10 protein-coding genes are annotated in these 14,410 nt (G+C 73.9%); 4 read left to right on the top strand and 6 right to left on the bottom strand.

The genetic code is table 11. From position 1 onward, the window contains the following. Positions 1–25 precede the first annotated feature (25 nt). Positions 26–772, bottom strand: a complete 747-nt coding sequence (locus B082_RS0119165; RefSeq protein ID WP_018553438.1) for a cobalt-precorrin-6A reductase — start codon at positions 770–772, stop codon at positions 26–28. Positions 773–783: 11 nt separating this feature from the next. Here B082_RS0119165 and B082_RS0119160 point away from each other — a divergent pair, with 11 nt between their 5' ends. Further along, complete coding sequence (locus B082_RS0119160) at positions 784–1,899, top strand: cobalt-precorrin-5B (C(1))-methyltransferase (RefSeq protein ID WP_018553437.1); 1,116 nt, start codon at positions 784–786, stop codon at positions 1,897–1,899. Between the two features lie 28 nt (positions 1,900–1,927). Here B082_RS0119160 and cobM read toward each other — a convergent pair whose 3' ends face one another. The 3 genes from cobM to B082_RS0119145 form a co-directional block, all read right to left on the bottom strand. After that, the gene (cobM, locus tag B082_RS0119155) at positions 1,928–2,677 is read right to left on the bottom strand and encodes a precorrin-4 C(11)-methyltransferase (protein WP_018553436.1); all 750 of its coding nucleotides are present in this window, start codon (positions 2,675–2,677) and stop codon (positions 1,928–1,930) included. Beyond that, positions 2,674–3,957, bottom strand: coding sequence for a bifunctional cobalt-precorrin-7 (C(5))-methyltransferase/cobalt-precorrin-6B (C(15))-methyltransferase (locus tag B082_RS0119150; RefSeq protein WP_026249947.1), 1,284 nt, complete (start codon positions 3,955–3,957; stop codon positions 2,674–2,676). Before B082_RS0119150 ends, cobM begins: the two co-directional genes overlap by 4 nt. Positions 3,958–4,080: 123 nt before the next feature. Next, positions 4,081–5,139 (bottom strand): vWA domain-containing protein, encoded by a 1,059-nt coding sequence (locus B082_RS0119145; protein ID WP_018553434.1) that lies wholly within the window; start codon positions 5,137–5,139, stop codon positions 4,081–4,083. Positions 5,140–5,431: 292 nt separating this feature from the next. Between B082_RS0119145 and modA the strand changes: the two genes are divergently transcribed. Both modA and B082_RS0119135 read left to right on the top strand, forming a co-directional pair. After that, complete coding sequence (modA, locus tag B082_RS0119140; RefSeq protein WP_018553433.1) at positions 5,432–6,250, top strand: molybdate ABC transporter substrate-binding protein; 819 nt, start codon at positions 5,432–5,434, stop codon at positions 6,248–6,250. A gap of 63 nt (positions 6,251–6,313) precedes the next feature. Further along, positions 6,314–8,251 carry an ABC transporter permease gene (locus B082_RS0119135; protein WP_018553432.1) on the top strand — a complete coding sequence of 646 codons (1,938 nt, stop codon included), beginning with the start codon at positions 6,314–6,316 and terminating at the stop codon, positions 8,249–8,251. Between the two features lie 15 nt (positions 8,252–8,266). Here B082_RS0119135 and B082_RS0119130 read toward each other — a convergent pair whose 3' ends face one another. Continuing rightward, the gene (locus B082_RS0119130) at positions 8,267–12,349 is read right to left on the bottom strand and encodes a bifunctional nitrate reductase/sulfite reductase flavoprotein subunit alpha (RefSeq protein WP_078622600.1); all 4,083 of its coding nucleotides are present in this window, start codon (positions 12,347–12,349) and stop codon (positions 8,267–8,269) included. A 154-nt stretch (positions 12,350–12,503) separates the two neighbouring features. Next, positions 12,504–13,772, bottom strand: coding sequence for a multidrug effflux MFS transporter (locus tag B082_RS0119125; protein WP_018553430.1), 1,269 nt, complete (start codon positions 13,770–13,772; stop codon positions 12,504–12,506). Positions 13,773–13,849: 77 nt separating this feature from the next. Here B082_RS0119125 and B082_RS0119120 point away from each other — a divergent pair, with 77 nt between their 5' ends. Then, complete coding sequence (locus B082_RS0119120) at positions 13,850–14,407, top strand: MarR family winged helix-turn-helix transcriptional regulator (protein ID WP_018553429.1); 558 nt, start codon at positions 13,850–13,852, stop codon at positions 14,405–14,407. Positions 14,408–14,410 lie beyond the last annotated feature (3 nt).

Here is a 14,410-nt window from a genome sequence, read left to right as displayed (position 1 = left end):
GCAGACGGCAGTTTGAAGACAGGTCCTACGCCATCAGCGTCCGCAGCCAGGCGACGGCCTCTTCCGGGCTGCCGGCCACCGCGCCCCCTTCCGGGAGCGGTGGCCGGCGGACCACGACGACGGGGATGCCCGCCTCGCGGGCCGCGGTCAGCTTCGGGGCGGTGGCGGCGCCACCGCTGTCCTTGGTGACGAGGACCTCGACGCGGTGGCGGCGGATCAGCTCGCGCTCGCCTTCGAGGGTGAAGGGGCCCCGGTCGAGCAGGGTCTCCATCCGGACCGGGTACGGCGGTTCCGGGGCGTCCACGGACCGCATGAGGAACCACAGCTCGTCCAGGTCCGCGAAGGCGGCGAGGCCCATCCGCCCCGTGGTGAGGAACACCCGCCGCCCCAGCGCGGGCAGTGCCTTCGCCGCCTCGGCCAGCGAGCCGGCCGGGTGCCAGTCGTCGCCTTCGCGGGGCACCCAGCCGGGCCGGCGCAGCATGAGCAGGGGAACATGGGCGGTGGCGGCCGCGGTGGCCGCGTTGTGGCTGATCGTCCCGGCGAAAGGATGGGTGGCGTCGATGAGCGCGTCGACCCGGTGCGCGCGGAGCCAGTCCGCGAGCCCGCCGGCTCCGCCGAAACCGCCGACGCGGACCTCCCCCGGCGGAAGCTTCGGCCGGGCCACCCGCCCGGCGAGCGAACTGGTGACCCCGGACCCGGCGGGCAGCTCGCCCTCCAGCAGTTCGGCGAGACGGCGGGCCTCCGTCGTCCCGCCGAGAATCAGTACGTGCATCGGAACCATCCATGAGTGAAGCGAAGGGCGGGCGCGCCGCCCAACTCAAACACACCGGTCTGCGGCCAGGCTGGACGACCGGTGCCTGCGCCACCGCCGCCGCCACCGCCGCGTACACGGCGCTGCTGAGCGGCGACTTCCCCGACCCGGTCACCATCACGCTGCCCCGGGGCCAGACCCCGGCGTTCGCCCTGGCCGTGGAGGAGCTGGCCGCCGGGCGGGCGACTGCGGGTGTGGTCAAGGACGCGGGCGACGACCCCGACGTGACGCACGGCGCCCTGGTCCGGGTCAGTGTGCGGGCGCTGCCGCCGGGCTCCGGCGTGGTGTTCCGGGCGGGCCCCGGCGTCGGCACGGTCACGCTGCCGGGGCTCCCGCTGGAGGTCGGTGAGCCGGCGGTCAACCCGGTGCCGCGCCGGATGATCGGCGAGCACATCGCCCGGGTCGCGGCGGCCCACGGCGGGTCCGGGGACGTCGAGGTGACGGTCGGGGTGGACGACGGCGAGGAGATCGCCCGGTCCACCTGGAACCCGCGCCTGGGCATCCTGGGCGGCCTGTCCGTCCTGGGGACGACCGGGGTGGTGGTGCCCTACTCCTGCTCGGCGTGGATCGACTCGATCCGCCGGGGCGTGGACGTGGCGCTCGCCGCGGGTCACACCCATGTGGCGGGGTGCACGGGGTCCACGTCGGAGAAGACCGTGGTCGCCGAGTACGGGCTGCCGGAGATCGCCCTGCTGGACATGGGCGACTTCGCGGGCGCGGTGCTCAAGTACGTACGCCGCCACCCGGTGGCACGGCTCACCGTCTGCGGCGGGTTCGCCAAGCTGTCGAAGCTCGCCGCCGGCCATCTCGACCTGCACTCGGGCCGCTCCCAGGTCGACAAGGCGTACCTGGCCCGGCTGGCCCGGCAGGGCGGCGCCGACGAGGCCCTGGCCGCCGAGGTCGCCGCCGCCAACACGGGCCTGGCCGCACTCCGCTCGTGCCAGGCACGGGGGGTGCCGCTGGGTGATCTGGTGGCCGTCGCGGCGCGGGACCAGGCGCTGTCGGTCCTGCGGGGCGCTCCGGTGGCCGTGGACGTCATCTGCGTCGACCGGGCGGGCACGGTGGTGGGGCGCAGCTCCGTGCGCTGACCCGTGCGCCGCCCGGCCGGGGCGGCCGTCAGCAGGTGTGGCGGTCGCGGGCGGGCGAGTAGAGGTGGCTGTCGTGGAACTGCTCGGCGCCCAGGGTGCGGCCGACCATGATGACGGCGGTACGGATCACCCCTGCCGCCTTCACCTGCTCGGCGATGGAGTCCAGGGTGCCGCGCAGGATGACCTCGTCGGGCCGCGAGGCCAGGGCGACGACGGCGGCCGGGCAGTCGGCCCCGTAGTGCGGGAGCAGTTCCTCGACGACGCGGTCGGCGTACCGGGCGGCGAGGTGCAGGACGATCAGCGCGCCACTGCGCCCCAGCGTCGCCAGGTCCTCGCCCTCGGGCATGGCGGTGGCCTGCTGGGCGACGCGGGTGAGGATGACGGTCTGGCCGACGGTCGGGACGGTCAGCTCGCGTCCCAGGGCCGCCGCGGCCGCCGCGAACGCCGGTACGCCGGGGATCACTTCGTAGGGCACGCCCGCCTCGTCCAGACGCCGCATCTGCTCGTTGACCGCGCTGAACACCGAGGGGTCGCCGGAGTGCAGCCGCGCCACGTCGTGGCCGGCCCGGTGCGCGGCGACCAGTTCGGCGGTGATCCGGTCGATGTCGAGCTGCGCGGTGTCCACCAGGCGCGCGTCGGCGGGGCACTCGGCCAGGAGTTCGCGGGGCACCAGGCTGCCCGCGTACAGGCAGACTCCGCAGGCGGCGAGCGTGCGCGCGCCGCGCACCGTGATCAGGTCGGCCGCGCCCGGTCCTGCGCCGATGAAGTACACGGTCATCTGTTGTCTCCTGAGGGTTGTGCGGGCGCCGCCCGGGTCTTGGGGGGCTTGCGTACGGACCACTGGGTGACCGGCATCGCCTGGCGCCAGCCGGTGAAGGTGCCGACCGGCACGGCGTGGGCCACGGCGAGGCGGACCAGGTCGCCGCCGTGCTCGCGGTGCTGGGCGGCGAGGACCGCCTCGGACTCCAGCGTGACGGTGTTGGCGACCAGCCGGCCGCCGGGCGGGAGCGCCCGCAGGCAGGTGTCGAGGAGGCCGGGCGCGGTGAGGCCGCCGCCGATGAACACGGCGTCGGGGGCGGGCAGTCCGGCCAGGCAGTCGGGGGCCCGGCCGGTGACGACGCGCAGACCGGGGACGCCGAGCCGGTCGGCGTTGTCCGCGATGCGGGCCGCCCGCACCGGGTCGCGTTCGACGGTGACGGCCCGGCAGGAGGGGTGGGTGCGCATCCACTCGATGGCGATCGATCCGGAGCCGCCGCCGATGTCCCACAGGAGTTCGCCGGGTGCGGGGGCGAGCACGCCGAGGGTGGCGGCCCGCACGTGCCGCTTGGTGAGCTGGCCGTCGTGCGCGTACGCCTCGTCGGGCAGGCCCGGTACGGCGCCGAGGCGCGGGGCGCCGGGGGCCCTGCGGCACTCGACGGCGATGACGTTGAGCGGGTCGCCCGCCGGGTGGGACCAGGTCTCCGCCATGCCCCGGACGCACGCCTCGTCCTCGCCGCCGAGCTGTTCCAGCACCCGCATCGGGCTGGGGCCGAAGCCGCGGTCGCGCAGCAGGGCGGCGACCTCGGCCGGGGTGGTGGCGCCGGCGCTGAGGACCAGCAGCCGGCGCCCTTCGTGCAGGGCGGCGGCGAGCCGGGCGGCGGGGCGGCCGACCAGGGTGACGACCTCGGTGTCCTCCAGCGGCCAGCCGACGCGGGCGCAGGCGTAGGAGACGGACGAGGGGTGCGGCAGGACGCGCAGCCGCCCGGCGCCCAGGACTTCGGTGAGGGCGCGGCCGATCCCGTAGAACATCGGGTCGCCGCTGGCCAGTACGGCGGTGCGGCTGCCCGCGTGCGCGGCGAGCAGGCCGGGGACGGCGGGGCGCAGCGGGGAGGGCCAGGGCACGCGGCGGCCCGCGCACCGGGGCGGGAGCAGGTCCAGCTGGCGTCCGGCGCCGATCAGGACCTGGGCGGCCTCCAGCTCCGCGCGCGCCGCCCCGGACAGGCCCGCCCAGCCGTCGGCTCCGATCCCGACCACGGTCACTGCAGGTGGGAGCGGGGGCTCGGGGGGTTCGGGGGTCACGGACGGTACCTCGGGTCTCGGGGGCTGACGCTCCCGAACTCTACTGTCCGGTCCCGGCCGGGGGCCGGACAGGTCCCGGGCCCGGGAGCGCCCCCCCTTCCCCGGGGCCGAGGGCCGAGGCGGTCAGAGCATGATCAGCAGACGGGTCTTCGGCTTGAGCTTGCGGTTGACCGAGCGGCTCTGCACGTACACCTCCAGATCGGGATTGTTCCCCGCCTTCACGGAGACGGTGCCCCGCACGCCCGAGCCGAAGAGCAGGTTGCGGGCGGCGTCGCCCGAGTAGGCGCGGTCGGTGTCCTTCTCCACGACGATGACCTCCTTGTCCGGCTGCACCTGGACCCGGGCGCCCAACTGGTAGTAGCAGGAGCCGCGTTCGTACGTCACGCCCGGGTGGGAGTCGACGAAGGGGCGGATCTCGACCTCCTTGTCGACCTTCAGGAGCCGGTACTTGTCGGCCGGGACCGGTTCGAGACTGGCCCGCACGTCGTCCACGGATATGTCCTGGCCCACCGCGAAGAGGTTCTTCGTGCCGCGCACGCCCTGCTCACGGCCGCGCAGGAAGCTGGTGGCGGCGGCGCGCACGGTGCCGATCGCCTCCTCGACGCCCTCCTTCGAATCGGCGTCCCAGATCGCGATGTTGCCGGCCGGGAAGCCGTAGTTCTGAGCGGTGCGCTTGGCCAGGGAGTTGGGGACGAGGATCGCCGACGTCCAGTGGCCCGGGAGGGCGCCCATCTTCGCCGCGATGCGGTCGAGCCAGGGGCCGAGGATCTTCATGTCCCCGTCGTGCCTGCGGTCGCCGCCGGAGGCGTTCTCCTCGCCGTCCGTCACCACGATCTGGAGGAAGCTGTGCTCGCCGTACTCCTCCCAGATGTGTCCCAGGTCGTCCAGGGACTTCAGGGAGGCCTCGATGAGGGCCGTCGCGCCGTTGTTCACCTTGTACAGGCCGCGCATCGAAGGGAGATGCTTCACGTCCATGTCCCAGACCAGGTTCTCCACCCTGTGGTCGAAGGAGTAGAGGCTGATCCGGGTCTCGTGCCCGAGGCTGTCCGACTCGGCCTTCAGGCCGGCCACGAACTCGTCCACGACGCGCACGAGCTGCCCCTGGTGCTGGTACATCGAACCCGAACAGTCCACGACCAGCGCGACGTGATTCACCTTGTGCTGGATCTTGTTTGCGGACACTTCTGCTCCTTCTGCGAGGCTCCCCAAGCGACGTCTTCACACTATGGGGAGGCACTGACAACGGAGCCCGACGCCGGATCGCCCCACGGCCCGCCACCGACGGCCCACCGCCCCCGCAGACCTCGGACCTTCCTCCAGCAGCGGGCGCATCTGCCATGTGGTTTCCCATGGAAATATGTAAATGCAATCCCAGAACACCTATTCTGTGGCACATGCTGTCTCCCGCCACCGGGTGGTCCGCTCACCGGCCCGGCGGCATCGGCCTCTCGCGTTCCCAAGGAGCCCCGCCCTCATGCCCTTCACCCCCGCCCTCACCCGCCGGCGCGCCGCGGCGGCCCTCGTCGTCGTAGGACTGCTCACCCCGCTCACCGCCTGCGGCAGCAACGACGACACGAAGGACCCGGCCACCGGCTCCAGCGCCTCCGCGTCCGCCTCCGGCGCCCCCGCGGCCGATCTGACGGTCCTCGCCGCCTCGTCGCTCACCGATGTGTTCAAGGCGGCGGGCGCGGCGTACGAGAAGGAGAACCCCGGCACGAAGGTGACGTTCTCCTTCGCCGGCTCCCAGGAGCTCGCCGCCCAGGTCAAGCAGGGCGCGCCCGCCGACGCCCTGGTCACCGCCGACACCAAGACGATGGACGGGCTGGAGGCGGACACCGGGACGCCCACCGTCATCGCCAAGAACCGCCTCGTCATCGCCACCGGCAAGGGCAACCCGGAGAAGATCGAGAACCTCAAGGACCTCGCGGACACCGGGCTCAAGGTGGTACTCGCCGCGTCCGAGGTGCCGGTCGGCCGCTACAGCAAGCAGATCCTGGACGCCCAGAAGATCACCGTGAAGCCGGTCTCCCTGGAGCCGAACGTGCGGGCGGTCCTGAGCAAGGTGGAGCTGGGCGAGGCGGACGCCGGTCTGGTCTACAAGACCGATGTCGCCTCCGCCTCCGGCAAGGTCGACTCCGTCGACATCCCGGACGAGCAGAACGCGGTCGCCTCCTACCCGGCGGCGACACTGAAGACCACCGAGCACAGCGACGCCGCCGAGGCGTTCGTGAAGTGGCTGTCGACGCCCGAGGCGCAAAAGATCCTCACCGACGCGGGCTTCCAGCAGCCGTAACGCGGACGGCCGCCCGGCCCGCACCCGCCGGGCGGCCCTGCCCTCCAGCCCCAGGGAACCCCGATGAACCGTCCCCGCAGCCGCGCCGCGCGCCCTCGCGCGCCGATCGTGCTGGCGGTCCCCGCACTCCTGGCCGTCGCCTTTCTGCTGCTGCCGCTGGCCGGCATCCTCGCCCGCACCTCGTGGGGCGAACTGGGCGGCCACCTCACCAGTGAGGGGACCAGACAGGCGCTGACCCTGTCGCTGATCGTCTCCGGGTGGGCACTGGCCCTCTCCCTGGTCCTCGGCGTCCCGCTGGCCTGGCTGCTGGCCCGGGTCGACTTCCCCGGCAAGGTCTTCGTCCGCTCGCTGGTCCTGCTGCCGATGGTGCTGCCGCCCACGGTCGGCGGTGTCGCCCTGCTGCTCGGATTCGGCCGCCGCGGACTGCTGGGGCCCTGGCTGGAGGACTGGTTCGGCATCACCCTGCCGTTCCACACCTCCGGCGCCGTCCTGGCCGCGACCTTCGTCGCCATGCCGTTCCTGGTCATCAGCCTCGAAGGGGCGCTCGGCGGTCTGCGCCCCCGGTACGAGGAGACCGCGGCCTCCCTGGGAGCCTCGCCGGTACGGGTGTTCTTCACCGTCACCCTGCCGATGGTCGCCCCCGGGCTCGCCGCCGGCGCCGCGCTGACCTGGGCGCGCGCTCTCGGCGAGTTCGGCGCGACCATCACGTTCGCGGGCAATCTCCCCGGGACCACGCAGACGCTGCCCCTCCAGGTCTATCTACTGCTCCAGGACAGCCCGGAGGCCGCCACCTCGGTCTCCCTGCTGCTGCTCGTCATCGCCATGGCCGTGCTCCTGGCCCTGCGCGGACGGTGGACCGGCGGCGCCCCCCGCCCCCGCGCGCCGCGCCCCGAGGACACGGACGACGAACCGGCGGCCGTACGCAAGCGGGTGGAGGCCGCCCCGCGGCCCGCCGCCGACCGGGAGAACTGGCCGCTGCACGCCGAGGTCACCGGGTTCAACCAGCTCACCCTGGACGCGGAGGGCGGCACCACCATCGCCGTCGTCGGCCCCAACGGCGCCGGCAAGACCACCCTCCTGCGCGCCCTGCTCGGCCTCACCCCGCGCGCCCACGCCCGGCTCCGGCTCGGCGACACCGACGTCACCGCCCTGCCCGCGCACCGCCGGGGCGTGGCCTGGGTCCCGCAGGACGGCGCCCTGTTCCCGCACATGAGCACGCTGGCCAACACCGCCTACGGGCTGCGCGCCCGGGGAGTGCCGCGCGCAGAGGCCCGCCGCAGCGCCCAGGAGTGGCTGGACCGGCTCGGGGTCGGCCACCTCGCCGGCCGCCGGCCGGCCCAGGTCTCCGGCGGGCAGGCCCAGCGGGTGGCGCTGGCACGGGCGCTCGCCGCCCGCCCCCGCCTCCTGCTGCTGGACGAGCCGCTCGCCGCGCTCGACCAGACGACCCGCTCCCAGGTCCGGCACACCCTGCGCCGCCACCTCGAAGGCTTCGGCGGCGTGTGCCTGATCGTCACGCACGACCCGGTCGAAGCCGTGGCGCTCGCCGACCGGGTCCTCGTCCTGGAGGAGGGCCGTACGCTCCAGGACGCACCGCCCGCCGACGTCACCCGCAACCCTCGCTCCCCCTGGGTCGCCCGCATGCTCGGCCGGAACGCCTGGCCGGGCACCACCACCGCCGACGGGCTGACCCCGGCGGACGGCGGGCACCTCGTCGTCGCCGACGCGCTGCCCGCCGGGGTGCCCGCGCTCGCGGTCATCGCGCCGGAGGCGGTCTCCGTGCACCGCGAGAAGCCCACCGGGAGCCCGCGCAACGTGTGGCCGGGGACGGTGCGCGAGATCACCGCGGGCGGCAGCCGGCTCCGGATCCTGATCGGTTCGGACCGGGCACCGGACCTCGTCGCGGAGATCACCCCGCAGGCCGCGGCGGAGCTGTCCCTCGCCGACGGGGTGGAGGTGTGGACCGGCGTCAAGGCCACCGAGGTGACCCTCGTGGCGCTCTGAGCGGGGCGCCGCCGGTCAGTAGACGTCGCGGACGTACCGCTTGTCGGCGGCGAGCTGCTTCACGTACAGGGCCGCCGCGTCGGGGTCGAGCCCGCCGTGGGCGACGGCGATGTCGCGCAGCGCCCGGTCGACGTCCTTCGCCATCCGCGCGGCGTCGCCGCAGACGTAGAAATGGGCGCCGTCGCGCAGCCAGGTCCACAGCTTGGCGCCGTGCTCGCGCATCCGGTCCTGCACATAGATCTTGGCGCGCTGGTCCCGGGAGAAGGCGGTGTCCAGCCGGGTGAGGGTGCCGTCGGCGAGGAACGACGCCAGCTCCTGTTCGTAGAAGAAGTCCGTCGCCCGGTGCTGCTCCCCGAAGAACAGCCAGTTGGGGCCCGGGTCGCGGCGGGCGCGGCGCTCCTCAAGGAAGCCGATGAACGGAGCCACGCCGGTCCCGGGGCCGACCATCACCATGGGCGCGTCGGGGCGGGCCGGCGGCCGGAAGTGCGGGGCGCGCCGGACGAAGACCGGGACCCGGGCGTCCGGCTCGGCGTCCGCGAGGAAGGGTGAGCACACCCCGGCGCGCGGCAGGCCGTCCGGGTTCTCGTACCGGACGACGGAGACCGTCAGGGAGAGCCGGTCCGGCTCGGTGAGCGGGCTGGAGGAGATCGAGTACAGGCGCGGCTGGAGGGGCTTGAGGATGCCGGCCCACTCCTGGGGCGTGGCCCGGACCTGGTACGCGGCGAGGACGTCGACGGCCTGCCGGCCCCAGGACCAGCGGGCCAGCTCGCCCTTGTTGTCGGGCCGCAGCATCTTCTTCAGCTCCCGGTCCCCGGTGCGTTCGGTGACGAAGCCGAGCAGTGCGGGGGTGAGCCGGGTGATGTCCAGGTGGGTGAGCAGCGCGTCGCCCAGCCGGAGGCCGTCGAGGCCGGGGACCTCGATCGCGGCGTCGGCGTCGAGTCCGGTGACCGCGAGCCATTCGGCGACGAGCGCGGCGTTGTTGACGGGGTGTACGCCGAGGGCGTCACCGGCCGCGTAGTCCAGGGCGGTGCCGGTGCCGGAGGTGTCGAAGGTGAACCGGCGGACCTCCTTGCCCGCGCCGGGCAGCCCGAGCAGCCGGTTGCCGCAGAGCCGGGCCGTGACCGGCTCGGGCTTGGCGCTCCTGGCAGGGGCGGGGGCGGCGGCGGGCGCGGGGGCCGTCCCGTCCTGCGGGGCGGTGAGGCCGGCCAGGACCTGGTCCAGCCAGCTCAGGGCGGACGGCTCGTAGTCGGGTTCGCAGTCGGTGCGCGGCGCGAGCCGGACGGCCCCCAGCTCGTCGAGGCGCCGGTCGAGGCGCCGTCCGTGCCCGCAGAAGTCGTCGTACGAGGAGTCGCCGAAGGCCAGCACCGCGTACCGCCTGCCGTCCAGGGGCGGGCTGTCGGCGGCGGTCAGGGCCTCCCAGAACCCGGAGCCGTTGTCGGGCGCGTCGCCGTCGCCGAAGGTGCTGGTGATCAGCAGCAGGTCCGAGGCGGGCGGCAGGGCGCGCGGGTCGGCCTCGTCCATGCCGAGGAGCCGCGTCCGGTGGCCGGTCGCGGTGAGCCGGTCGGCGGTGGCGACGGCGAACTCCTCGGCGTTGCCCGTCTGCGAGGCCCACAGCACGACCACCTCGCGGCCGGGCGGCGCCTCCGCGGGGGCGGGCGGCGCGGGGTCGGCGGCGGGCTGTCCGGTGCGCGAGTACATGCCGGCCAGGACCCCGTCGACCCAGCGGGCGTGCTCCGTACTGAAGGGCGCGCCGGCCGGGAGCACGGGGACGCCGGGTGCGCCCAGGGGCAGTCCGGCGAGGAATCCCACCAGGTACTGGCGCTCGTGCTCGGCGAGCACGGGGGGCGGCGCGCTCTCCAGGCCGAATACCTCGGCGGGTCCGGCGACCTCGGCGGGTCCGGTGGCCTCGGCCGGGGCCGGATGCGTGACCGGGGCCGGCGCGGCGGCCACTTTCGTCAGCGCCACCGCACACACCTTGAACTCCGGCTGGAAGGAGACCGGGTCGACGGCGTCGCTGGTCACCGCGTTGACGCTGAGGTATTCGCCGAACAGGTCGTTCCAGTGGAAGGGCGCGAAGCAGCAGCCCGGTGCCACCCGGTCCGTCACCACGGCCGGCAGCACGGCACGGCCGCGCCGCGACTCGACCTCCACCGTGTCGCCCTCGGCGATCCGGAGCCGCGCCGCGTCCTCGGGGTGCAGTTCGACGAAGGGGCCCGGGTTCAGCTTGTTGAGCCTGGCGACCCTGCCGGTCTTGGTGAGGGTGTGCCACTGGTGCTGGAGCCGCCCGGTGTTGAGCGTGAACGGATAGTCGTCGTCGGGAAGTTCGGCGGCCGGCAGGTGGGGCCGGGCGAAGAAGCGGGCGCGTCCGGTGGGTGTCGGGAAGACCGGCCCCGCGCCGTCCGGGGTGAGGTAGCGGACCGGGTTGCGGTCGGGGCTCTGGGCCGTGGGGGCGGGCCACTGCACGGGCGCGGTGCGCAGCCGCTCGTACGTCACGCCCCGCAGGTCGTAGCCGGTGCGCGGGTTCGCCGCGCGCTTCAGCTCCTCGAAGACCTCCTCGGCGCTGTCGTACGTGAAGGCGTCGGCGTACCCCATCTCGCAGGCGACGCGGGCGATGATCCGCCAGTCCGCGAGGGCCTCGCCGGGCGGGTCCACGGCGGGGCGGGCGAGGGTGAGGTTGCGTTCGCTGTTGACGAGCACGCCCTCCGCCTCGCTCCACAGCGCGCCGGGCAGCACGACGTCGGCGTACGCGTTGGTCTCGGTGTCGGCGAACACGTCCTGGGTGATGACGAGTTCGGCCCGCTCCAGCGCCTCGATGACGGTGCGGCGGTTGGCGACAGACGCGACCGGGTTGGTGCAGATGATCCAGCACGCCTTGATGTCGCCGGCCGCCATCCGCTCGAACATCTCCACGGTCCCCCGGCCGCACTCGTCCTTGCGCAGCGTGCCGGGCTCCAGGCCCCAGAGCGCTTCGGTGAAGGCACGGTCCTCGTCGTCCAGGAGGGAGCGCTGGCCGGGCAGGCCCGGTCCCATGTAGCCCATCTCGCGGCCGCCCATGGCGTTGGGCTGGCCGGTGAGCGAGAGGGGGCCGCTGCCCCGGCGGCAGATCGCGCCGGTCGCCAGGTGCAGGTTGATCAGCGCGTTGGTGTTCCAGGTGCCGTGCGTGGACTGGTTGAGCCCCATCGTCCAGCAGCTCGTCCACTCGGCCGCCCCGCCGATCCAGCGGGCCGCGCGGCGGATGTCCTCCTCCGGGACGCCGGTGACCGCGGCGACGGCGGCGGGCGGGTAGTCCGCGAGGAACTCCTCCATCGCCTCCCAGCCCTCGGTGCGCTCCGCGATGAACGCGGGGTCGGTGTGCCCGTCCGCGTGGAGCAGGTGCAGCAGCCCGTTGAGGAGGGCCAGGTCGGTTCCGGGGTTGACGCGCAGGAAGAGGTCGGCCTTGTCGGCGGTGGCGGTGCGGCGCGGGTCCACGACGATGAGCTTGGCGCCCGCCTTGACCCGGTCCAGGAGCCGCAGGAAGAGGATCGGGTGGCAGTCGGCCATGTTGGCGCCGATGACGAGGAAGACGTCCGCGTGGTCGAGGTCGTCGTACGAGCCGGGCGGGCCGTCGGCGCCGAGCGAGAGCTTGTAGCCGCTGCCCGCGCTCGCCATGCACAGCCGGGAGTTGGACTCCATCCGGCTGGTCCGGACGAACCCCTTGGCGAGCTTGTTGGCGAGGTACTGCGCCTCCAGGCTCATCTGCCCGGAGACGTAGAGCGCGACCGCGTCCGGCCCGTGCTCGTCGATGACCGACCGCAGCCGCCGCGCGGTGTGGGTGACCGCCTCGTCCACGGCCACCGGTACGGGCTCCGCCCCGCGTTCGGGCCGCATCAGCGCGGTGGTCAGCCGGCCGGGGGCGGAGAGCAGGTCGGCGGTGGTCGCCCCCTTGGTGCAGAGCCGGCCGAAGTTCGCGGGGTGGGCCTTGTCCCCCGACGCCTTGCGGACGGTGCGGCGCCCGTCGGGCCCCGACCCGATGTCCAGGACCATGCCGCAGCCCACCCCGCAGTACGAGCAGACCGTACGGACCTGAGTGGTGTCGGCCGACGAGCTGTGTGGGGGCACCGGGAGACCTTCCGTGACATCGGATCGTGCCCCGACGGTAGGAATGGCCCGTTACGCCGGTGTGGCCCCGGCCGATCATGGGCGGTAACGCTCGCCGCACATCGCGCGGGCCGCCGGTGTGAGAAGACCGGCGGCCCGGGTGTGACCGCGTGGGTCAGGAGCGGTCGGCGCCGACCTCGCCGTGCGCCCGCCACGGCCGGGCGAGCAGGACGAGGGCGAGGCCGGCCAGAGCGAGGGCGGCGAGCATGATGACGGCCATGGGGGTCGCGGTGTCCTCACCGAAGAGGCCGACGAGCGGGGAGGCGGCGGCGCCGAACAGGAACTGGAGGCCGCCGATGAGCGCCGACGCGGCACCCGGGGCGCGGCGGCCGAGGTTCTGGCCGATGCTCATGGTCGAGGGGAAGATCAGCGCGACGCCGGACATGGCGACGAAGAGGCAGATCCAGCTGACGGCGAGGCTCTGCCCGGCCAGGGCGGGGATCACGAGCAGGGCCAGGGCCCCGGCGCCGGAGACGGCGAGGCCGATGATCAGGAGCCTGTTCAGGCCGACCCGGCCGGCGAACCGCGCGAAGGTGACCCCGCCGATCAGCATGCCCACGGCGTTCGAGGCGAAGATCAGCGAGTAGACGGTGGGCGATACGCCGTGCACGTTCTGGAAGACGAAGCTGGAGCCGCTGATGTAGGCGAACAGCGCCGCCGATGTGAAGCCGAGCACGAGCACGTACCCCATGAAGGCGCGGCGGGTCAGCAGCGTGCCCATCGTGCGGAACGTCCCCGTGAGGCCCCCGCCGTGCCGCCGCTCGGGCGGCAGCGTCTCGGGGACGTACCTGATCACGGCGGCGAACAGCAGTACACCGATCACGGCGAGCACGACGAAGATCGCGCGCCAGGTCGACACCGAGAGGACCGCGCCGCCGATGACGGGCGCGATGATCGGCGCGATGCCGAGGATCTGCGAGAGCAGCGCGAAGTAGCGGGGCACGTCGGCGCCGTGGAAGCAGTCGGTGATCACCGCGCGGGCGAGCACCATGCCGGCGGCGCCCGCGAAGCCCTGGAGGAACCGGGCCGCGGTGAGCAGCTCCACGTTCGGGGCGACGGCGCACAGCAGGGAGAAGGCGATGAAGCCGCCCGCTCCGGCGATGAGGAGCCTGCGGCGGCCCCAGCCGTCGCTGACCGGGCCGATGAGCAGCTGGCCCACGACCATGCCGACCAGGAACGCGGTGAGCGTGAGCTGCACGGCCGAGCCGCTCGCGTGCAGGGCGGTGCCCATCGAGGGGAAGCCGGGCACGTACATGTCGGTGGCGAGCGGGGCGACGGCGGTGAGCGCGCCGAGCACGGCGATCAGGGCGGAGGCCCGGCCGGGCGGGACGGACGGAGCGGCCTGCTGGGTCGCCTCGGCGGAGGCGGGGGGACGAGAGAGCATGACGAAAAAGATAACCGATGGTTCACTAGTTAACAAAGCGGGGATTCGATAAGCTCGCCGCTGACGAAGGAGTGCCGGTGCAGTCCCATCCCGACGGCGTACGCGATGCGTGGGCCAGCCACAATCCCGGGCTCGACATCTCCGCCATGGAGGTCGTGGCCCTGGTCAAACAGGTGTCCTCGCTGTTCGACCTCGCCCTGGAGCCGCTCTACGAGGGCGCCCCGCTCACCGGCCCCGAGGCGGAGCTGCTGATTCCGCTGCGGCACGCCACCGAGCCCGCCATCGCCCGCAGGCTGGCAGACAACATGGGGCTGTCGCGGGCCGGGGTCAGCAAGACGCTGGCCAAGCTGGAGAAGCGCGGCCACATCGAGCGCACCCCCAGCCCGGCCGACCGGCGGGCCGCGCTGGTGACCATCACGGAGTCGGGCAAGGCGGCGATCGACGCGCTCTTCCCGCGCCAGGTGGAGATCGAGACCGAGCTGCTGGCCGGGCTCGGCGAGGACCGGACCCGGGTGGCCGACGCGCTGGCCCTCCTCGCCCGGGTGATGGAGGACGGGATGGCCCGGCGGCTGCGCGGCACCGGGCGCGATCTCGGGCTCGGGCTCAGCAACATCCGCGCGACCCCTTCGCCGTAGGCC

It is taken from the genome of Streptomyces sp. ATexAB-D23, from assembly GCF_000373645.1.
Lineage (GTDB): Bacteria > Actinomycetota > Actinomycetes > Streptomycetales > Streptomycetaceae > Streptomyces > Streptomyces castrisilvae.
Note: the sequence above shows the minus strand (reverse complement) of the source record. Positions and strands in the feature narration are given on the sequence as shown.